The sequence below is a fragment of the Methylorubrum sp. GM97 genome (assembly GCF_024347855.1).
GTDB lineage: Bacteria > Pseudomonadota > Alphaproteobacteria > Rhizobiales > Beijerinckiaceae > Methylobacterium > Methylobacterium extorquens.
Genome location: NZ_AP025942.1, coordinates 3,581,100 through 3,599,012, shown reverse-complemented (window position 1 = coordinate 3,599,012; position 17,913 = coordinate 3,581,100). Strand labels below are relative to the sequence as shown.

12 protein-coding genes and 2 pseudogenes are annotated in these 17,913 nt (G+C 68.0%); 9 read left to right on the top strand and 5 right to left on the bottom strand.

The genetic code is table 11. The features are described from left to right. Positions 1 to 2: 2 nt before the first annotated feature. Positions 3 to 1,043, bottom strand: a complete 1,041-nt coding sequence (locus MSPGM_RS16715; protein ID WP_003606825.1) for an ABC transporter substrate-binding protein — start codon at positions 1,041 to 1,043, stop codon at positions 3 to 5. A gap of 145 nt (positions 1,044 to 1,188) precedes the next feature. Between MSPGM_RS16715 and MSPGM_RS16710 the strand changes: the two are divergent. The 6 genes and pseudogenes from MSPGM_RS16710 (at position 1,189) to MSPGM_RS16685 (ending at position 7,976) form a co-directional block, all read left to right on the top strand. Then, positions 1,189 to 3,596 (top strand): annotated as a pseudogene (locus tag MSPGM_RS16710) (hypothetical protein). 111 nt (positions 3,597 to 3,707) lie between these two features. Next, positions 3,708 to 3,878 carry a hypothetical protein gene (locus MSPGM_RS16705; protein WP_158022384.1) on the top strand — a complete coding sequence of 57 codons (171 nt, stop codon included), beginning with the start codon at positions 3,708 to 3,710 and terminating at the stop codon, positions 3,876 to 3,878. Between the two features lie 7 nt (positions 3,879 to 3,885). After that, on the top strand, positions 3,886 to 5,109 hold the full coding sequence (locus MSPGM_RS16700) for an acyl-CoA dehydrogenase family protein (RefSeq protein ID WP_003599373.1): 1,224 nt from the start codon (positions 3,886 to 3,888) through the stop codon (positions 5,107 to 5,109). A gap of 263 nt (positions 5,110 to 5,372) precedes the next feature. Next, complete coding sequence (gene groES, locus MSPGM_RS16695; RefSeq protein ID WP_003599372.1) at positions 5,373 to 5,663, top strand: co-chaperone GroES; 291 nt, start codon at positions 5,373 to 5,375, stop codon at positions 5,661 to 5,663. A 35-nt stretch (positions 5,664 to 5,698) separates the two neighbouring features. Further along, positions 5,699 to 7,321: a chaperonin GroEL gene (gene groL, locus MSPGM_RS16690; protein WP_003599371.1), complete on the top strand. Its 1,623-nt coding sequence runs from the start codon at positions 5,699 to 5,701 to the stop codon at positions 7,319 to 7,321. 382 nt (positions 7,322 to 7,703) lie between these two features. Beyond that, on the top strand, positions 7,704 to 7,976 hold the full coding sequence (locus MSPGM_RS16685; protein WP_003599370.1) for an usg protein: 273 nt from the start codon (positions 7,704 to 7,706) through the stop codon (positions 7,974 to 7,976). A gap of 562 nt (positions 7,977 to 8,538) precedes the next feature. Here the strand turns inward: MSPGM_RS16685 and MSPGM_RS16680 are convergent. The 4 genes from MSPGM_RS16680 to MSPGM_RS16665 all read right to left on the bottom strand — a co-directional run bounded on the left by MSPGM_RS16680 (position 8,539) and on the right by MSPGM_RS16665 (position 12,290). Continuing rightward, positions 8,539 to 8,724, bottom strand: a complete 186-nt coding sequence (locus MSPGM_RS16680; RefSeq protein WP_003599369.1) for a hypothetical protein — start codon at positions 8,722 to 8,724, stop codon at positions 8,539 to 8,541. Further along, a complete protein-coding gene (locus MSPGM_RS16675) occupies positions 8,721 to 9,743 on the bottom strand; it encodes an isopenicillin N synthase family dioxygenase (protein ID WP_003599368.1) in 1,023 nt (340 codons plus the stop codon). Before MSPGM_RS16675 ends, MSPGM_RS16680 begins: the two co-directional genes overlap by 4 nt. A gap of 1 nt (position 9,744) precedes the next feature. After that, a complete protein-coding gene (locus tag MSPGM_RS16670) occupies positions 9,745 to 11,067 on the bottom strand; it encodes an O-acetylhomoserine aminocarboxypropyltransferase/cysteine synthase family protein (RefSeq protein ID WP_261925716.1) in 1,323 nt (440 codons plus the stop codon). Positions 11,068 to 11,690: 623 nt separating this feature from the next. Continuing rightward, on the bottom strand, positions 11,691 to 12,290 hold the full coding sequence (locus tag MSPGM_RS16665) for a L,D-transpeptidase (protein ID WP_003599366.1): 600 nt from the start codon (positions 12,288 to 12,290) through the stop codon (positions 11,691 to 11,693). Between the two features lie 294 nt (positions 12,291 to 12,584). Between MSPGM_RS16665 and MSPGM_RS16660 the strand changes: the two genes are divergently transcribed. From MSPGM_RS16660 to MSPGM_RS16650, 3 genes and pseudogenes are all read left to right on the top strand, one after another. Further along, a complete protein-coding gene (locus MSPGM_RS16660; RefSeq protein WP_261926407.1) occupies positions 12,585 to 12,953 on the top strand; it encodes a hypothetical protein in 369 nt (122 codons plus the stop codon). Positions 12,954 to 13,333: 380 nt separating this feature from the next. Then, positions 13,334 to 14,659 (top strand): efflux RND transporter periplasmic adaptor subunit, encoded by a 1,326-nt coding sequence (locus MSPGM_RS16655; RefSeq protein ID WP_012753297.1) that lies wholly within the window; start codon positions 13,334 to 13,336, stop codon positions 14,657 to 14,659. A 78-nt stretch (positions 14,660 to 14,737) separates the two neighbouring features. After that, a pseudogene (locus MSPGM_RS16650) lies at positions 14,738 to 17,901 on the top strand (multidrug efflux RND transporter permease subunit). The last annotated feature ends 12 nt before the right edge of the window (positions 17,902 to 17,913 follow it).

The window sequence follows — 17,913 nt, the reverse complement described above, 5'->3', positions numbered from 1 at the left end:
TCCTATCGCGCGCTCGCCTCGGCCTGGGCCGCCTCGAAGAAGCGGGAGTCGAACAATCCCTCCGTCGGCGGCGTCTGCTCGCTGATGCCGAGCTTGGTCTGGAAGGCCAGCATCGCGCCGGTCGCCGCCACGATGGTGCGGGGATCGGCGACATACTGGGTCGCCGGCGAGGCGAGCGCGTTGCGCAGGGTCGCGGCGGTGACGATGCCCTTGCCGAGCGCCGCCTCCACCGCGGGGAGCGCCCGCTCGGGTTCGTGCTTGATCAGATCGACGGCCCGCACGATCGCCGAGACGAGGGTGCGCACGGCCGCCGGATTCTGCTCGAGGAAGGCGCCGCGCACCGCCACAACGGTGCCGGGCTGGCCGGGAAACAGCTCGTTGCCGCCGGCGACGAGGCGGATCTGCGGGTTGCGCTCGCGGATGATGCTGAGGCCCGGCTCGCGCACCGTCGCGGCCTCGACCGCGCCGGCGAGGATCGCCTGCTGCGCCGCGTCGATGCCGAGTGTCAGGATCTGCACGTCGGCCGGGTCGACCTTGTGGACCTCGCGCAGCCAGTAGGACAGGTTGGTGTAGGGGATCGAACCGGGCGGCTGCGTGGCGATCTTGGCCGGGCGGCCCGTCTCCTCCCGGAAGCGCCGGAAGGCGGCGGCCGGTGCCGTGCCGTCGGTGAGCGGCCCGGCGAGCTTGGCGCCCGCCACGAGCACGTTCTCGCCGATAGCGGTCGCCGCCACCACCCGCAGATCGACCCCGCGCGTCCGCCCGATCGCCACCGGCGTGATCCCGGCGACGTAGACATCGACCGTGCCGCTCGCCGCCGCCTGCACCGCGTTCGGCCCGGAATCGAACAGCGTTACGGTGGGCTTGAGCCCGCCGGCCCCGAGCCAGCCCTCCCGCTCGGCGACGAAGAGCGGCGCGGCGCCGAGCACCGGGATCGCCCCGATCCGCACCGGCAGGCTCTGAACCTGGCCTTGCGCCAAGGCGACGCCCGAGGCACCGAACAGCGCGAAGAGAAGAATTGCCCACCGGATGAAGTGCGATGACATGATCGTTCTTTTATTTGCGAGATCGAGATAAGATCTATTCATATCCTTTTGTATTATGTACAAGTCATGCCAATAGGCAAGACATCTTAGGGCGACAAGGCTAAAGCCCTGAGAAAATCGGGGATGGAAGACGAGGATCTTGACGATGCAGGACGAGAGCGAGCGTCGGCAGCGGCTGGGCGAGCATGTGGCCCCGGCCAGGCTCTACGCGGCGATCAAGGCGCGCCCCTTCCTCGGCAGCGTCGCCTGCAGCCACGACCGGCTGGTGGCGGGGAGCTGGCACGAGATCGTGCTGACCTACGAGGTCGGCGCCTGCGGCATCGCCGACGGGGCGACTTTCAAGGCGACGTTCAAGTTCTACTCCGACTGGGCGCTGTTCCAGACAGCCGACCCGTCGGCGGCCAACTACGTCAGCGCGGAATACGAGGCCGGCCCGCTGCTGCCGGGGCAGTCGCCTGCGACCGTGCAGTCGCTCAGCGTGCGCTTCGACCAGAAGGGCCACGAGCGCCCGTTCCAGAAGGCCGTGATCGTCGATGTGGTCGACGGCTATCTCAATGCGGGCGACCGCATCGTCATCCGGCTGGGCGACCGGCGGGCCGGGGGCCGGGCACCCGCGTCCAGACCTTCGTCGAGGACGGCTTCCGCTTCCGCTGCTACGTCGATCCGCTCGGCACGTCGCGCTACGTGGCGGTGCCGGGTGATCCGGTCATCGCGATCGTTGCCGGGCCGCCGGAGCGGATTCAGCTCGGGGCCCCCCGTTTCGTGGCGGAGGGCGTCGTGCCGCCCCTGACCGTGGCCTTGCTCGACCGCTGGGGCAACGTCGCCCGCGACCTCGGCGGCCCGCTCGACATCGCCGCCACCGCAGAGGGGCGTGAGGTCTATCGCCGCCGCCACGCCCTGCCGGAGCAGGGCTGGGCAACGCTACGGGTCGAGGATCTACCGTCCGTCTCGGGCGAGCTGCGCATCGGTGCCGCGCGTCCCGGTGCCCGGGACGTGGCGGAGGGGGTGGCCTTCGTCACCGGGCTCGCCGACGCACCCGTGCCTCGGGCGCTCTACGGCGATCTCCACGTCCACGCCCACGATACGGTGGGCACCAACAGTCCGGCCTACAACGCAGCCTATGCCCGCGACGTAGCGGGGGTCGATGTCTACGGCTACACCGCCAACGACTTCCAGATCACCGACGAAGGCTGGCGCGAGGGCGTCGCGGTGACGGCCGGCTTCGACGTGCCCGGCCGCTTCGTCGCCTATTCGGTTCAGGAATGGTGCGGCAGCTCGACCGCGGGCGGCGACCATCAGGTGCTGTTCCTCGGCGACGATCCGCCCGGCTTCCCCTTCAACGAGCGGGGCGAGCACAACCGCACCTTCCTGTGGAACGAGAGCATGGGCGGCACCGGCGTCGAAGTCGGACGCTGGCCGGTCGAGGATCTCTGGGCGGCCTACGCGCACGATCCGGAGAACCATCTCATCATCCCGCATGTCGGCGGGCGCCGCTACATCCCGGACTGGCACCATCCGGAGCTGGAGCGCCTCGTGGAGATCGCCTCCGCCTGGGGACATTTCGACTGGCTCTACCGGGACGTGATCGCCCGCGGCTACCGGCTCGGCGTCTGTGCCAACGGCGACGAGCACCGCGGACGGCCGGGCGGCGGCGCGCCGGGCGTGCAGGTGTTCGGCGTGCGCGGCGGGCTCACCGGCATCCTGGCGGACAGCCTCGACCGCCGCGCGGTCGGCCGCGCCTTGCGGGCGCGCCACACCTTCGCGACGACGGGCGAGCGCAGCGCCCTGCTGGTCCGCTGCGGCCCGCACCGCCAGGGCGACGCCTTCACGCACGAGGGTGCCGCGCGGCTGGACTATCACTTCCTCGGCGAGGCCGGCTGGGAGGAACTGACCGCCCACGATCATACCGGCGAGATCTGGCGGCGCGACCTCCACGCCGAATGCGGACTCTCCAAGCGCCTCGTGCGCCTGCGCTTCGGCGGCGCGCGCATCCGCGACCGCTATCGCTGGGCGGCCTGGGAGGGACGCATCCGCATCCTCAACGGCACGATCCGCCGCATCGTCCCCCAGGGCTTCGAGCATGCCGAGGAGACGGCGTGGCGGTCAGGCCCGACCGAGATCGCCTTCCGCTCCGAGACCTACGGCGACAGCGATGCCATCGAGATCGATATCGGTGGTCTCGAGGAATGCCGCATCCTGGTCGAGGGCACGATCGGCGGCTTCGTGAAGGTCGGCGATCCGCGCCGGCCCGCCCCCTTCGTCCATGCTCCGGATTTCCGTTTCGAATGCACCGGCCGCGAATTGATCGCGGCGGGCGCCCTGCAGCGCGAGCTTGGCGGGGCCGGGCTGTTCCTGGCGCTGGAGCGCCTGACGGAAGCGCCGCTGCCGCGGGATGTCGCCGGGCATATCCACGTCGAGCCGGAGAACGCCCCGTTCGGCTTCCGGCCGGTCTACTTCTCGGGGCGCCAGCGCGACGGCAGCCGCGTCTGGTCCTCGGCACAGTTCATCACCTTCGCGGACGGGGGCGCGGCGAAGCCCATCTCATCCGGATGATCGTCGGCCTCCACTCGGCGTCGAGACGGACGCGGCCGTCCGGAGTCCGAATACGACGATGGGCCGCGAAGTGAAGGAAAACGCCCTTCTCTCCGAGGATGGATATCAAGAATGACCGTCCATTTGGCATCGGATGCAGAGTTTGTATTTGCAAAGTCGCTCGCCGCGAAGGAAATCGAACAGATTTCCTTGAGATTGGGGCGGGAATTTCCGATTCCCTTCACGGATTGCCGCCGGGAGCCAGGTTCGCAGACCGGGCCGGCAGCGATCAGTGAGGGATGACCGGACGATGTCGCAGATCGATGCAGGCTGGGGTGCCGGCCCGAGTGGACGCTACGAGGAACTCGCGGGTCGCTTCAGGCCGGTCTTCGGCGAGATCCGTTCCACCGCCGTCGCGCGGGACGCCGAGCGGCGCTTGCCGCATGCCGAACTCGGTTGGCTGAAGGAAGCGGGCTTCACCACCCTGCGTCTACCCGCCGAGGCGGGCGGGCACGGCGCGAGCCTGCCCGAACTCTTCAACCTGCTGATCGAGCTGTCAGCGGCCGATTCCAACGTTACCAATGCGCTGCGCGCCCATTTCGGCTTCACCGAGGACGTGCTGACCGCCGCCTCGGCGGAATGGCGTACGCGATGGATCGCCCGGCTCGCCGCGGGCGAGACGGTCGGCAGCGGCGTGTCCGAGACGGGGCCGGCCAAGGTCGGGCAGTTCGACACGGTGGTGCGCCGACGCGGCGACGAGCGGGTGGTGGACGGCCGGAAATTCTACACCACCGGTGCGCTTTTCGCCGACTGGATCCACCTCTCGGCCCAGGACGAGGACGGGGCGCCCGTGGTCGCCGCGGTGCCGACCCGATCGCCCGGCGTCACGATCGAGGACGACTGGGACGGCTTCGGGCAGGCCCTGACCGCGAGCGGCACCGCCCGCTTCGAGGGCGTCGTGCTGGCGCCGGAGCTGATCAAGCCGGAGACGGTGCGCTTTCCCTACGCCATGTCCTTCTTCCAGCTCGTGCATCTGGCAACGCTCGCCGGCCTGGCTCGGGCGGCGGCCGAGGACGCGGCGCGGCTGGTGGCGGCGCGCACCCGGGTCTACAGCCACGGGAATGCCGACCGCACGGCGGATGATCCGCAAGTTCTGGCTGTGGTGGGCTGCGTGCGCGGCAACGCCTATGCGGCCAGTGCCCTCGTGCTGAAGGCGGCCGAGGCGGTGCAACGCGCGGCGGAGGCGGTGCAGCTGGGCGGGCGCGACGCGGCGGAGCCGGTCACTGCCCTCGCCGATGTCGAGGTCAACCAAGCCGTCGCCGTGGTGACCAACCTCGTATTGGAGGCGACCACAGTGCTGTTCGATGCCCTCGGTGCGTCCGCCGTGAAGGCCGAGCACGGCCTTGACCGCTACTGGCGCAACGCACGCACCATCGCCTCGCACAACCCGCGGATCTACCGCGAGCGCAGCGTCGGTGCCTTCGCGGTCAACGGCACGCGCCCACCCAGGGAGTACCGCGTCGGTACGGCCTGAGGATCGCTACAATACACCTAGCATGAACGGATTGGGTGCCTCGCGCCGCCTCGGCACAGGCCACGACACCAGCGACCGCAGCCTCAAGACACCAATCTTCTCCCGGATGCGGTTCGGTTCACCCCATTTCTGCTCACGGCTGCGTTCTTTAAAAAGAACAATCCCGTTGACTTAAAGAACGCAGGCGGACACCCTGTCGGTATTGGACAAGGGGCTCCGGCCGGCGCGCCAGCCGCAGCCCAAACGACGGGAGTTCCTGAAGGATGGCGTTTCGACCCCTGCACGACCGCGTACTGCTGCGCCGCATTGAGAGCGACGAGCGGACGAAGGGTGGCATCATCATCCCCGACACCGCGAAGGAGAAGCCGCAGGAGGGTGAGGTCGTGGCCGTCGGACCCGGTGCCCGCGACGACCAGGGCCGCGTCACCGCGCTGGACGTCAAGACCGGCGACCGCGTGCTGTTCGGCAAGTGGTCCGGCACCGAGATCAAGGTCGACGGCCAGGATCTCCTGATCCTCAAGGAATCCGACATTCTCGGCGTGATCGCCGCCTGAGCAAGCTCTGACGTCATCGACAACAGGAGATCGGAATGGCTGCCAAGGACGTGAAATTCTCGGGCGACGCGCGCGAGCGCTTGTTGCGCGGCGTCGACATTCTGGCGGATGCCGTGAAGGTGACGCTCGGCCCCAAGGGCCGCAACGTCGTGATCGAGAAGAGTTTCGGGGCGCCGCGGATCACCAAGGACGGCGTCACCGTCGCCAAGGAGATCGAGTTGGAGGACCGCTTCGAGAATCTCGGCGCCCAACTCCTGCGCGAAGTCGCCTCGAAGACCAACGATCTGGCCGGCGACGGCACCACAACCGCGACCGTGCTCGCCCAGGCGATCGTCCGCGAGGGCGCCAAGGCGGTGGCGGCGAACTTCAACCCGCTCGACTTGAGGCGCGGCATCGACCTCGCCACCGCCGCCGCCGTGAAGGACATCACCGGACGCGCCCGCAAGGTGACCGCCTCCGACGCCATCGCTCAAGTCGGCACAATCTCCGCCAACGGCGACGCCGAGATCGGCCGCCTCATCGCCGAGGCCGTCGAGCGGGTCGGCAAGGAAGGCGTCATTACGGTGGAGGAGGCCAAGACCGCCGAGACCGAACTCGATGTCGTCGAGGGCCTGCAATTCGACCGCGGCTACCTCTCGCCGTACTTCGTGACGAATACGGAAAAGCTGATTGCCGAACTCGAGGATCCCTACATCCTGATCCACGAGAAGAAGCTCTCCTCGCTGCAGCCGCTGCTGCCGGTGCTGGAGGCGGTCGTCCAGTCGAGCCGTCCCCTGCTCATCATCGCCGAGGATGTGGAGGGCGAGGCGCTCGCCACCCTCGTCGTGAACAAGCTGCGCGGCGGCCTCAAGATCGCGGCAGTGAAGGCTCCGGGCTTCGGCGACCGTCGCAAGGCGATTCTTGAGGACATCGCGATCCTCACGAACGGCCAGACCATCTCCGAGGATCTCGGGATCAAGCTCGAGAACGTGTCGCTTCCCCTGCTGGGTCAGGCCAAGCGGGTGCGCATCGACAAGGAGAGCACCACGATTGTCGACGGAGCGGGGGACAGGGCGCAGATCGACGCGCGCGTCGCCCAGATCAAGGCGCAGATCGAGGAGACCAGCTCGGACTACGACCGCGAGAAGCTCCAGGAGCGCTTGGCCAAGCTCGCGGGCGGCGTCGCGGTGATCCGCGTCGGCGGCGCGACCGAGGTCGAGGTCAAGGAGAAGAAGGACCGGGTGGACGACGCGCTCAACGCCACCCGCGCCGCGATCGAGGAAGGCATCGTTCCGGGCGGCGGCACTGCGCTCCTGCGGGCCAAGGCCGCCGTATCAGCGCTCAAGAGCGAGAATGCCGATGTGAAGGCCGGCATCAACATCGTGCTCAAGGCGCTCGAAGCGCCGATCCGGCAGATCGCGGCCAATGCCGGGGTCGAGGGCTCGATCGTGGTGTCGAAGGTGATCGAGAACGGCTCGGAGACCTTCGGATTCGACGCCCAGACCGAGACCTACGTCGACCTGATCGAGGCCGGCATCGTCGATCCGGCCAAGGTTGTGCGCACGGCACTGCAGGACGCGGCCTCGGTCGCCGGCCTGCTGGTGACGACGGAGGCGTTGATCGCCGAGCGGCCGAAGGAGAAGGCGCCGCCACTGCCGCCCAGCGGGCCGGACTTCTGATCGCCTGAAGGCCCAAGGTCCGGCGGCGCCGGACCTCGGGCCTCTGGCTGCCGACAGTATTGATGTCCCCTCCCTCATCCTAAGGTGCCGCGAGGCGATCCCGAAGGATCCTCAGGATCCCACGCGGTCCCGAGAGCCGTATCCGACCTGATTGCATCAGGCCGGCGTCTCTAGGTCGTTGTTGTGACGCGCATTCTTTCGACGAACCGGCGGCCACTTCGTCGGAATGCGCTCTAGAGCCCCCTTCGAGGCCTGCCTTGTGCATCGGTACCTCGAGGATGGGGCGAAGGATTGGATCAAGGCGATTCCGGCCGGGTGCTCCCGCCGGCACCTTCCGTCACGGTCCATCCGCCGGATGGGCCCGCTCCGAAGAGATCGACCGATGACTGCTTCGCAGGACTTCCGCCGCAGGATCGAGGGCTACAGTCTCACGACGGCCGAGATCCTCTACCACCTGCCCGACTTCCCGCATCTCCTCCAAACCTTCGTCTGGCAGAACCACGATCTGTTCCCGCAATTCCCGGAGCTGAAGCGGTTCCTCGACTTCTGGCAGGAGACGTTGGACGGCCCGCTGCACTCGGTCAGGGTGATGCATGCCCGCCTGATCCGGCCGACCGAACTCAAGGCGCTCTCGGCCGAGTTTCATCTGCACTGAAGGGCATACGGTACGGCGGGAACGATGATGCTCCGATCGATCCGCGAGGAGACCGATGGGCCTCTATGGCTATACGGAGGAGGACTGCATTCTAAAGTGATGATCTCGAGCCGAAATGTGTCGTCTTCGACTTGAGCGCGCGGCTGGATGGAAGGGATGACACTTCGACCACGTTGCGGAGGAGGTAGACGATGCCGAGCGGCTTGGCGACACGCGGCTGCCCCTCGGCGGCCGAGGCCGGGCCCGCCACGAATCCAGCCAACGCAGCACCCGCGCAGAGGGCGGCGGCTTGCCGGCGCGTGAGCAGGCCGCGTTGCTTGCCAGTCCTGTCGATCCCTGTTGTGCCAGGAGATGGTGATCTAACGGAGTTATGCCGCAAGATGCATCAAGTATTTGCCTCTTCAGCAATGATGCTTAGATGGAATTATATTATTAATAATTGCGAAGGCGAAGCATAGTTCTGACAGATAGTCGCGTTTCACGGAAAAATCATTGCGCCTCCCGCTCGGAAATCCGTCAATTGCGCGGTGCGCGATACTCCGCGTGGGGAGCGCCGCCCCCGTCAGGCCTCGTCGCGCATTCGGGCGTCCGGGATCCGGCTCGGCCAGCAGACGAGGTGGGGCGCGAGCCATTCGTGGCTCAGCATCGCGCCGGACGCGAGCGGCAGCGGCCCGGATTCGGCAGGTAGCGCCGCGTTCCGCAGGAGCGTGCCGAGCCAAGTGACGAGCCAAGTGAAAAGCTGTCTCATGCGGCCCGCGCCTCGGCGATGAGCAGGTCGGCATAGTGGGCTGCCGCCACGTCGGGATGCGAGCGCAGTCGACCCTTGAGGTAATTGCGGCCGACCTCGCGGAAAAGCGGGTTCTCGGGGTCGCTCGCCGCGCCCCGTGCCTGCTCCGCCAGCGCGGCGGGCAGAGCGAGCAACGGGACGGTGGCGTCGTGTCGCGCGCCGAGGAAGAAGGCGATGGAGAGCCGGTCCCGGCCTGCATCCGGCGTCACCACCCGGTGGATTGTGGCCCGCAGGTAGCCGTTCGAGGCGAGTTCCAGCAGTTCGCCGACATTGACCACGAAGGCCCCCTCGACCGGCGCGACCGCGATCCAGCGGCCGTCGGCATCCTCGACCTCCAGGCCGCCCACGCCGTCCTGCACCAACAGGGTGAGAAAGCCGCTGTCCTTGTGGGCGCCGACGCCCTGGTTGTCGCCGGTGGCCTCGCGGCCGGGATAGCGGATGATCTTGATGTGCTGGTTGGGTGCGCCTGCGTAGATCGGCGCGAAGGCGTCGGCCTCCTGCCCAAGCGCCAGGGCGAAGGCCTGCAACAGGCGGATGCCGACATCTGTGACCGCTTCCTGCCAGGCCAGGAGTCCGACCCGGAGCCCCGGCAGGGCGGCCGGCCACTGGTTCGGCCCCTGGAGGCGGGTCCAGGCCGGGAGGCCGGGTTCGCGCGGCCGCGCCGCCCGCTCGGCGCCGATATCGAACTGCTCGCGCCAGTCGGCCCGCCCACGGGTGATCTCCTGGCCGGCCTCGGTGTAGCCTCGGAAATGGGGCGAGTTCACCATCGCGACCGCCCGCTTCGCCTCCGCCGGCAGGGCAAAGAAGTGCCGTGCCAGCGCCTGGACGCCGGCGATCTGCGAGGCCGGAATGCCGTGTCCGACGAGATAAAAGAAGCCGGTCTCGCGGGCGACCGTCCGCAGCTCCGCCAGGAAGGCGTCGCGCTCGCTCACACCCGCATCGAGGCGGGCGAGATCGAGGATGGGGAGCGTGTAACTCATCTCAGGCCGCCCGCGCCAGCGTTCCCGCGGCGGCCAGCGCCTGATCGAGATCGGCCAGGATGTCGTCGATGTGCTCCAGCCCGACCGAGAGGCGCACGTAGCCGTCGGTGACACCGGTGGCGCGCTGCTCGTCCGGCGTCAGCTGCGAGTGGGTGGTCGAGGCCGGGTGGATCGCAAGGCTGCGCACATCGCCGATATTGGCGACGTGGTAGAACAGCTTGAGCGCGTCAATGAAGCGGCGCCCGGCGGCGCGGCCCGCCGCCAGCTCGAACCCGACGAGGCCGCCATAGCCTCCCCTCAGGATGCGGTCGGCCCGCTCCCGCGCGGCGCCGGTTTGAGCGGAGGGATGGATCACGCGGGCGATCTCCGGCCGACGCCCGAGCCAGTCGGCGACCGCTTGCGCATTGCGGCTGTGGCGTTCGATCCGCAGGGGAAGCGTCTCGATCCCCTGGAGCGTCAGGAAGGCGTTGAGCGGCGAGACGGCGGGACCGAGATCGCACAGGAGCCGCACCCGGGCTCGCAAGGCATAGGCGACCGGTCCGATCGGCCGCGCGGCCTCGGTCCAGACCGCGCCATGATAGCTCGAATCCGGCGTGTTCAGGGCGGGCTGGCGATCGGGATAGGCTGCCCAGTCGAAGCGGCCGCCGTCGACGATGGCTCCGCCGATGGCGATGCCGTGGCCGCCGAGATACTTCGTAGTCGAATAGACGACGATCGCCGCGCCATGGTCGAGCGGCCGTGCCAACAGGGGCGCCGCGGTGTTGTCGACGATGAGCGGGATGCCGAGCGGCCGGCCGATCGCCGCCACCTCGGCGATGGGGAAGACCGTGAGCTTCGGGTTCGGCAGGGTCTCGGCGTAGTAGGCCCGCGTCCGCCCGTCGGTCGCGCGGGAGAAATTGTCCGGGTCGGCGGGATCGACAAAGCGGACCTCGATGCCCTGCTCGGCCAGCGTGTGGGCGAACAGGTTCCATGTGCCGCCGTAGAGGTCGGTCGAGGAGACGATGTTGTCACCTGCCCGCGCGAGGTTCTGGACGCTCAGCGCGGAGGCCGCCTGACCGGAGGCGAGAGCAAGTGCGGCCGCGCCGCCCTCCAGCGCGGCGAGGCGCTGCTCCAGCACGTCGACGGTGGGATTGGTGACCCGGGTGTAGATGTTGCCGAGTTCCTTGAGCGCGAACAGACTCTCCGCGTGATCGGCGTCGCGGAACTGGTAGGAGGTGGTCTGGTGGATCGGCACTGCGACCGACCCGGTCTGAGGATCGGCGCGCCAACCGGCATGGAGCGCGAGCGTTTCGGCGTGGACTGAAGCGGGCGTCTGGTCCGACATCGGCGGCTCCCTTGAGTAGATCCCAAGATGATCAGCCGATCCGTATTGAAGTCAACGGAAGTTGTTTTCTTTGTTTATTGGTTTTGGGTGATTTTCTTCGTCGATTCCGGTGAATTTTGCTACTTGTCGCCTGGGCTGCCACCGCGCCCGTAAGGCCGCCTCCGAGCGGGCCTTCGCTCTTGCCGCGCCTGCCGAATTGGGAAGGGGTCAGGCTGTCGGCTGTCGGCTGTCGGCTGTCGGCTGTCGGCTGTCGGCTGTCGGCTGCGGCTCCAGGCATCCGCGGACGTGATGATGGATGCTCATCGCAACGGCCGATGTCGTCTTCGCTCGCATCCGGCGCCTTGGCCGCGGTGAGGACAGCAGCCGAGACCGTCGGATCGATGCTGGCCTCCAATGACGGCCATTCCGGAGAAGGTAAGGGCCGAAGAGGACGATCGGCCCTTACCTTCTTGGAAATGCACGCGGTTCGGCTCCTGAACGGCGTCGCCGATGGGCCCGCCTCAACCCGCCGTCGATGTGACGGTGCTCGCGACTAAAGCGGTAAAGCCCTGGACCAGCTTGTCAGTCCTTGACCGTCGCAGGCGTCGCAACCTGCTGCCGACAAGCTTCCCGCATGCGCACAGTCAGTTCTTCACGATCACCTTCGTGCCGACTTTCACCCGGTCGTAGAGATCGACCACGTCCTTGTTGGTCATGCGGATGCAGCCTGATGACACGGCCGCGCCCATCGTCTCGGGCTCGTTCGAGCCGTGGATGCGATAGAGCGAGGAGCCGAGATACATCGCCCGGGCGCCGAGCGGGTTGTCCTGGCCGCCGGCCATGTAGCGCGGCAGGTCCGGGCGGCGGGCGAGCATCTGGGCCGGCGGGCGCCAAGCCGGCCATTCCTTCTTACCCGTGACCGTCTTGGTGCCCGACCATGAGAAGCCCTGGCGCCCGACGCCGACGCCGTAGCGGATCGCCTCGCCGCCGCCGAGCACGTAGTAGAGCCGGCGCTGGCTCGTGGAGATCACGATCGTGCCGGGCTTCTCCTTGCCGGCATAGGCCACCGTGTCACGCGGGATGGCCTGCGTCTTGAACACGTTGATGAAGTCGGCCAGCGGCCCGCTGTCGAGCGGGTTGGCGTGGGCCGGCACGAGGGCGGCCACCGCAAGAGCACCGCCGAGGGCAAGCGTTGCGGCAAGGCGCGGCAGCGCGGAACGGTTCGGCCAGGATCGGGTCGGCAAGGCGTATATCCTCCTCGAAGGGGCCGCGCCGCGCGGGTGGCGGCAGCAGGCGAGTCGAGCGCTTTAGGGCCGGCCGTCAGGGCAGGAGGAAGGCAAGGGTGTGGGTTCTCGGCAACGCCTGCGCCGAAATGTCGGGCGCGTCCGGAACACCGTGCGGCCCGGCACATCGGCTCACGGCCGAACCATGCTCCGCTGGATGAGGAGCCGAGTGGCTGTCCTGGAGGACCGGCCAGAATGCCGCACTCGATTGCGCGGGAACGTTTCATCCACCACAATGATGTCATCGTGACCATCATGACTCGCCTTGCATCGACGGGCCGTACCCATGCCGGCCGACCGGCCCGCATCGTTCTGTCCACGCTGGTCGGGCTGCTGAGCCTGCTCGTCGTCATCGGACTGCCGACCGACGGCTCTGCTCTTGGCGGGATCCCGCAGGCACATGGCGTGGTGACGTTCGATCAACGGCCCGACACGGACCCGCTCGCCAGCGTGCGGATCGGCCACGCCGTGCTCGATCTCGACGAGGTCGCGAAACTCGGGCGCGTGAGCGCGGTCCTTCCGGGTCTCGACCGCGTGCGGGCATCGTCTCTTCCCCGTCCCATCTCGGATCGAAACCCCGCTCCCGCCGAGCGCGGTCAGCCCGAGCGTCCGCCCCGGGCCTGACAGGCGCGTCGTCGCGGTCGTACGGGCATTGCGAGGGGTTTGAGCGGTGGCATGGCGCCGATGCGCGCCGTCGTCGGATTGCCAAACTTCGCGCCCAGGATGTACCCCGACCCCATTCGGCTGTCCTGCACAGTCGATCCCCGATGCCTCTGGCATCTTACGTCCAGGGCCTTCGATCCCCGATCGTCGCAGCGGCCCGGTGATTGCAACGGCGCGCGAGGCCGATCCGGTCTCCCCCGTCATCCGTGACGCGCGGTGACGCTCTCCTTCCCGGGGGACCGCCGGCCGCGTCACGGCATCGGCTCGAAGGCCAGCATCGGCCTTCGGACAGACGTCGATGCGACAACAAATGCCGAGAGCATCGTAGGAGTAACCCCATCGTGACGCCGTCTCCCCAGTCGCCCGGCAGCAATCCCGGCCTTGCCAAGGCCGGAAGCCGCCGCTCCCGCTGGTCCCTGCCGGCCTCTCTTGTCGTCGGTGCCGTCCTCGTCGCCGTCTCGGCCTGCAACGAGCAGAAGGCGGCCGCGCCCGTGCCGCTGCCGCCGCCCGAGGTCAGCGTCGTCAGCGTCCGTCCGCAACCGATCCCCTACGTCCGCGATCTGCCCGGCCGCGTCGCGCCGATGCGCATCGCCGAGGTGCGCTCGCGGGTCTCGGGTCTGGTGATCCGGCGTCTGTTCGAGCAGGGCAGCCACGTCAACGAGGGCGACGTCCTCTACAAGATCGACCCGGCCCCCTATCAGGTCGATCTCGCCAGCGCCGAGGCGACTTTGGCCAACCGCGAGGCCGCCCTGGTGCTGGCCAACCAGCAGGCCGACCGCCTCGAGACCCTGCTCGCCCGCAACACCGCGAGCCAGGCGCAGTACGACACGGCGTTTGCCGCCAAGAAGCAGGCCGAGGCCGAAGTCGCCGGCGCCAAGGCGGCCCGCGACCGGGCGCGGCTCAACCTGTCCTGGACCGATGTACGCGCGCCAATCTCCGGCCGCATCGGCCGGGCGCTGCTCACCGAGGGCACGCTGATCGAGTCCGGCATCACCGGGGTGCTCGCCACGATCCAGCAGCTCGATCCGATCTACGTCGACATCACCCAGTCGGTGGGCGAACTGAACAAGCTGCGCCGCGACATCGCCTCGGGCGAACTCGCCAAGCTCGCCGCCGACACTGCCAACGTCCACCTCATCATGGATGACGGCACGCTCTACGGCTCGGCCGGGCGCCTGCTGTTCTCCGACGTCACCGCCGACCCGAGCACGGGCCAGGTGACGCTGCGGGTGCAGTTCCCCAACCCGCACAACGAGCTGTTTCCCGGGATGTATGTCCGCGCCCGGATCAAGCAGGGCATCGACTCGGACGCCATCGCCGTGCCGCAGCAGGCGATCCAGCGCACCAGTGACGGCAAGCCCGAGGTCTGGGTGGTCAAGCCCGACGGCAAGGTCATGCTTCAGCCGGTCGAGGTCGGCCCCGTGGTCGGCGGCAACTGGCTGATCCGCGAGGGCCTGGAGGGCGGCGAGAAGGTCGTCGTCGAAGGCTTCCAGAAGATCTCCGCGGGCATCCAGGTGAAGACCGTCCCGTGGAAGACGGAGACCGCTGCCGACGAGGGCAAGCCGATCGACACCGACAGTCACGACACCGACGGCAAGGAGACGAACGAGAAGAGTTCGTCCGCGGCCGAGCCGGCCGCTCAGCCCGTCGCCCAGTTCGCCGACTGATTCTTTCTCAAGCATCGCGCGGCCGGCGGGCGTCCCGACGCCCCGCCGGCCCGATGGCATAGGACATCAACGCGCCTCATGGCTCGCTTCTTCATCGACCGGCCGGTCTTCGCCTGGGTCGTCGCCCTCTTCATTCTGCTGGGCGGCGCGCTCTCGATCCCGCAACTGCCGATCGCCCAGTACCCGATCATCGCGCCCCCCGCGATCGCGCTCTCGACCTCCTATCCCGGCGCCTCGGTGGAGAATCTCTACACCGGCACGACGCGCCTCATTGAGGACGAGCTCAACGGTGCGGCCAACATCCTGAGCTTCGAATCGGCCTCCGACTCCTTCGGCGTGGTCGAGATCACCGCGAGCTTCCAGCCCGGCACCGATCCCGGCTACGCCGGCGTCGAGGTGCAGAACCGCTTGAAGCGCGTCGAGGCGCGCCTGCCGGCCGAAGTGCGCCAGCAGGGCATCCTCGTGGAGGAGGCCTCGGCTGCGACGCTGAACATCATCACGCTCGTCTCCACCGACGGGAAGACCGACGAGGTGGGGCTGGGCGACTTCCTGATCCGCAACGTCATCAACGAGATCCGCCGCATCCCCGGCGTCGGCCGCGCGACCCTCTACTCGACCGAGCGGGCGCTGCGGATCTGGATCGACCCGGACAAGCTGCGCGGCCTCTCGCTGAACGCCGCCGACGTGACCAAGGCGATCGGCCGGCAGAACGTGCAGATCGCCTCGGGCGCCGTCGGCGCGCAGCCCTCGCCTGAACGCCACGCCGTCAACTTCCCCATCATCGTCAAGGGGCAGATGACCGAGCCGGAGGCGTTCGGCGCCATCGTGCTGCGGGCGAATCCCGACGGCTCCAACGTGCGCCTGCGCGACGTCGCCCGGATCGAACTCGGCGGCGACGACTACAAGTTCACCACCCGCCTCAACGGCGGCCCGGCGGCGGGCATCTCGGTGACGCTGGCGCCCGACGGCAACGCCATCGAGACGGCGAAGGCCATCCGCGCCAAGATGGTGGAGCTGTCGCAGTTCTTCCCCGACACGGTGAAGTGGGACATCCCCTACGACATCACGCCCGCGGTCGATGCCTCGATCGAGAAGGTGCTGCACACGCTGGTCGAGGCGGTGGTGCTGGTCTTCATCGTGATGTTCGTGTTCCTCCAGAACATTCGCTACACCCTCATCCCGACCATCGTCGTGCCGATCGCCCTGTTCGGCACCTGCACCGTCATGCTGCTCGCGGGCTTCTCCGTGAACGTGCTGACCATGTTCGGCATGGTGCTGGCCATCGGCATCCTCGTCGACGACGCCATCGTCGTCGTCGAGAACGTCGAGCGCATCATGAACGAGGAGGGTCTGCCCCCGAAGGAGGCGACCCGGAAGGCGATGAGCCAGATCACGGGGGCGATCATCGGCATCACCCTGGTGCTGATCGCCGTGTTCATCCCGATGGCGTTCTTCCCCGGCTCGGTCGGCATCATCTACCGGCAGTTCTCGATCGCGATGGTGACCTCCATCGCCTTCTCGGCCCTGCTCGCCCTCTCGCTCACCCCGGCGCTCTGCGCCACGATGCTGAAGCCGATCGAGAAGGGGCACGGCCACGCCAAGGGCGGCGTGTTCGGATGGTTCAACCGGTTCGTCGACCGGGAGACCGCCCGATACGGCCGCGGCGTGGCATGGTTCATCCGGAAGTCCGGCCGGGTGATGCTGATCTACCTCGTGCTGGTCGCGGGCGTCGCCTACGCCTTCATGCGCCTGCCCGAGGGCTTCCTGCCGCTCGAGGATCAGGGCTTCTTCACCGTCGATATCCAGACCCCGCCGGGCTCCTCCTTCAACCGCACGGAAGCGGCGGTGAAGAAGGTCGAGGATTATCTCCTGGCCCAGCCAGGCGTGGCGACGGTCACCGTCATCAACGGCTTCTCCTTCTCCGGCCAGGGCCAGATGACGAGCCAAGCCTTCGTCACGCTCAAGCCCTGGAGCGAGCGCGACGCGGCGAACTCCGCCGCCAAGCTGGTCGAGGGCACCAACAAGGCGCTTGGGGCTACAAGGATGCCGTGATCCAGGCGCTGGAGCCGCCGCCGATCGACAACCTCGGCAACGCCTCGGGCTTCTCGTTCCGCCTGCAGGACCGGGCGCAGAAGGGCTACTCGGCGCTGATGGCGGCCCAGGAGCAGCTGCTGTCGCTCGCCCGCAAGAGCCCTGTGCTGACGAAGGTCTATGTCGAGGGCCTGCCGCCCGCGCCCGAGGCCGAACTCATCATCGACCGCGAGAAGGCAGCCGCGCTCGGCGTCGATTTCGAGGACATCAACAACACGATCCAGGTCAATCTCGGCTCGGTCTACGTCAACGACTTCCCGAATCGCGGCAAGATGCAGCGCGTGATCGTGCAGTCCGAGGATCTCCAGCGCCTGCACGCGGCGGACCTGTTGAACTACTCGGTCAAGAACGCGCAGGGGACGATGGTGCCGATGTCCTCCTTCGCCGACCTGAAATGGGGCGTCGGCCCGGCGCAGATCATCGGCTTCAACGGCTACCAGTCGGTGCGCATCACCGGCGATCCGGCCCCCGGCTACACCTCCGGCGACACCATCAAGGAGATGGAGCGGCTGATGACCTTCCTGCCGAAGGGCTTCGGCTACGCCTGGACCGGGCAGTCGCTCCAGGAGAAGGAGGCGGGCTCCCAGGCCTCGCTGCTGCTGGCGCTGTCGGTGCTGATCGTGTTCCTGTGTCTGGCCGCGCTCTACGAGAGCTGGTCGATCCCGATCTCCGTGCTGCTGGTGATCCCGCTCGGCGTCATCGGCTCGGTGGCGGCGGTGTATCTGCGCGGCATGCCCAACGACGTCTACTTCAAGATCGGGCTCATCACGATCATCGGCCTGTCGGCCAAGAACGCGATCCTGATCGTGGAGTTCGCCCGCGACCTCTGGAAGCCCGGCACCAACATCGTCCAGGCGACGATCCAGGCGGCGACGCTCCGCTTCCGCCCGATCGTGATGACCTCGCTCGCCTTCATCTTCGGCGTGGTGCCGCTGGCGATCGCCACCGGCGCCTCTTCGAAGAGCCAGCAGGCCATCGGCACGGGCGTGATGGGCGGCATGATCTCGGCCACCGTGCTCGCGGTGTTCTTCGTGCCGGTGTTCTTCGTGGTGGTGATGCGCCTGTTCAAGCGCAAAGAGGTCGCTGCGGGCGAGAACGCGGAGGCAGCGCCTGCTCCGGCTCATCATGGGCACTCGGTGCCGGCGGAGTAGCAAGCTCAGGGA

Excerpts from the sequence above, each read along its gene's own strand:
- MSPGM_RS16715 (WP_003606825.1), bottom strand. The coding sequence starts at position 1,043 with ATGTCATCGCACTTCATCCGGTGGGCAATTCTTCTCTTCGCGCTGTTC.
- MSPGM_RS16705 (WP_158022384.1), top strand. The coding sequence starts at position 3,708 with ATGACCGTCCATTTGGCATCGGATGCAGAGTTTGTATTTGCAAAGTCG.
- MSPGM_RS16700 (WP_003599373.1), top strand. The coding sequence starts at position 3,886 with ATGTCGCAGATCGATGCAGGCTGGGGTGCCGGCCCGAGTGGACGCTAC.
- groES (WP_003599372.1), top strand. The coding sequence starts at position 5,373 with ATGGCGTTTCGACCCCTGCACGACCGCGTACTGCTGCGCCGCATTGAG.
- groL (WP_003599371.1), top strand. The coding sequence starts at position 5,699 with ATGGCTGCCAAGGACGTGAAATTCTCGGGCGACGCGCGCGAGCGCTTG.
- MSPGM_RS16685 (WP_003599370.1), top strand. The coding sequence starts at position 7,704 with ATGACTGCTTCGCAGGACTTCCGCCGCAGGATCGAGGGCTACAGTCTC.
- MSPGM_RS16680 (WP_003599369.1), bottom strand. The coding sequence starts at position 8,724 with ATGAGACAGCTTTTCACTTGGCTCGTCACTTGGCTCGGCACGCTCCTG.
- MSPGM_RS16675 (WP_003599368.1), bottom strand. The coding sequence starts at position 9,743 with ATGAGTTACACGCTCCCCATCCTCGATCTCGCCCGCCTCGATGCGGGT.
- MSPGM_RS16670 (WP_261925716.1), bottom strand. The coding sequence starts at position 11,067 with ATGTCGGACCAGACGCCCGCTTCAGTCCACGCCGAAACGCTCGCGCTC.
- MSPGM_RS16660 (WP_261926407.1), top strand. The coding sequence starts at position 12,585 with ATGACTCGCCTTGCATCGACGGGCCGTACCCATGCCGGCCGACCGGCC.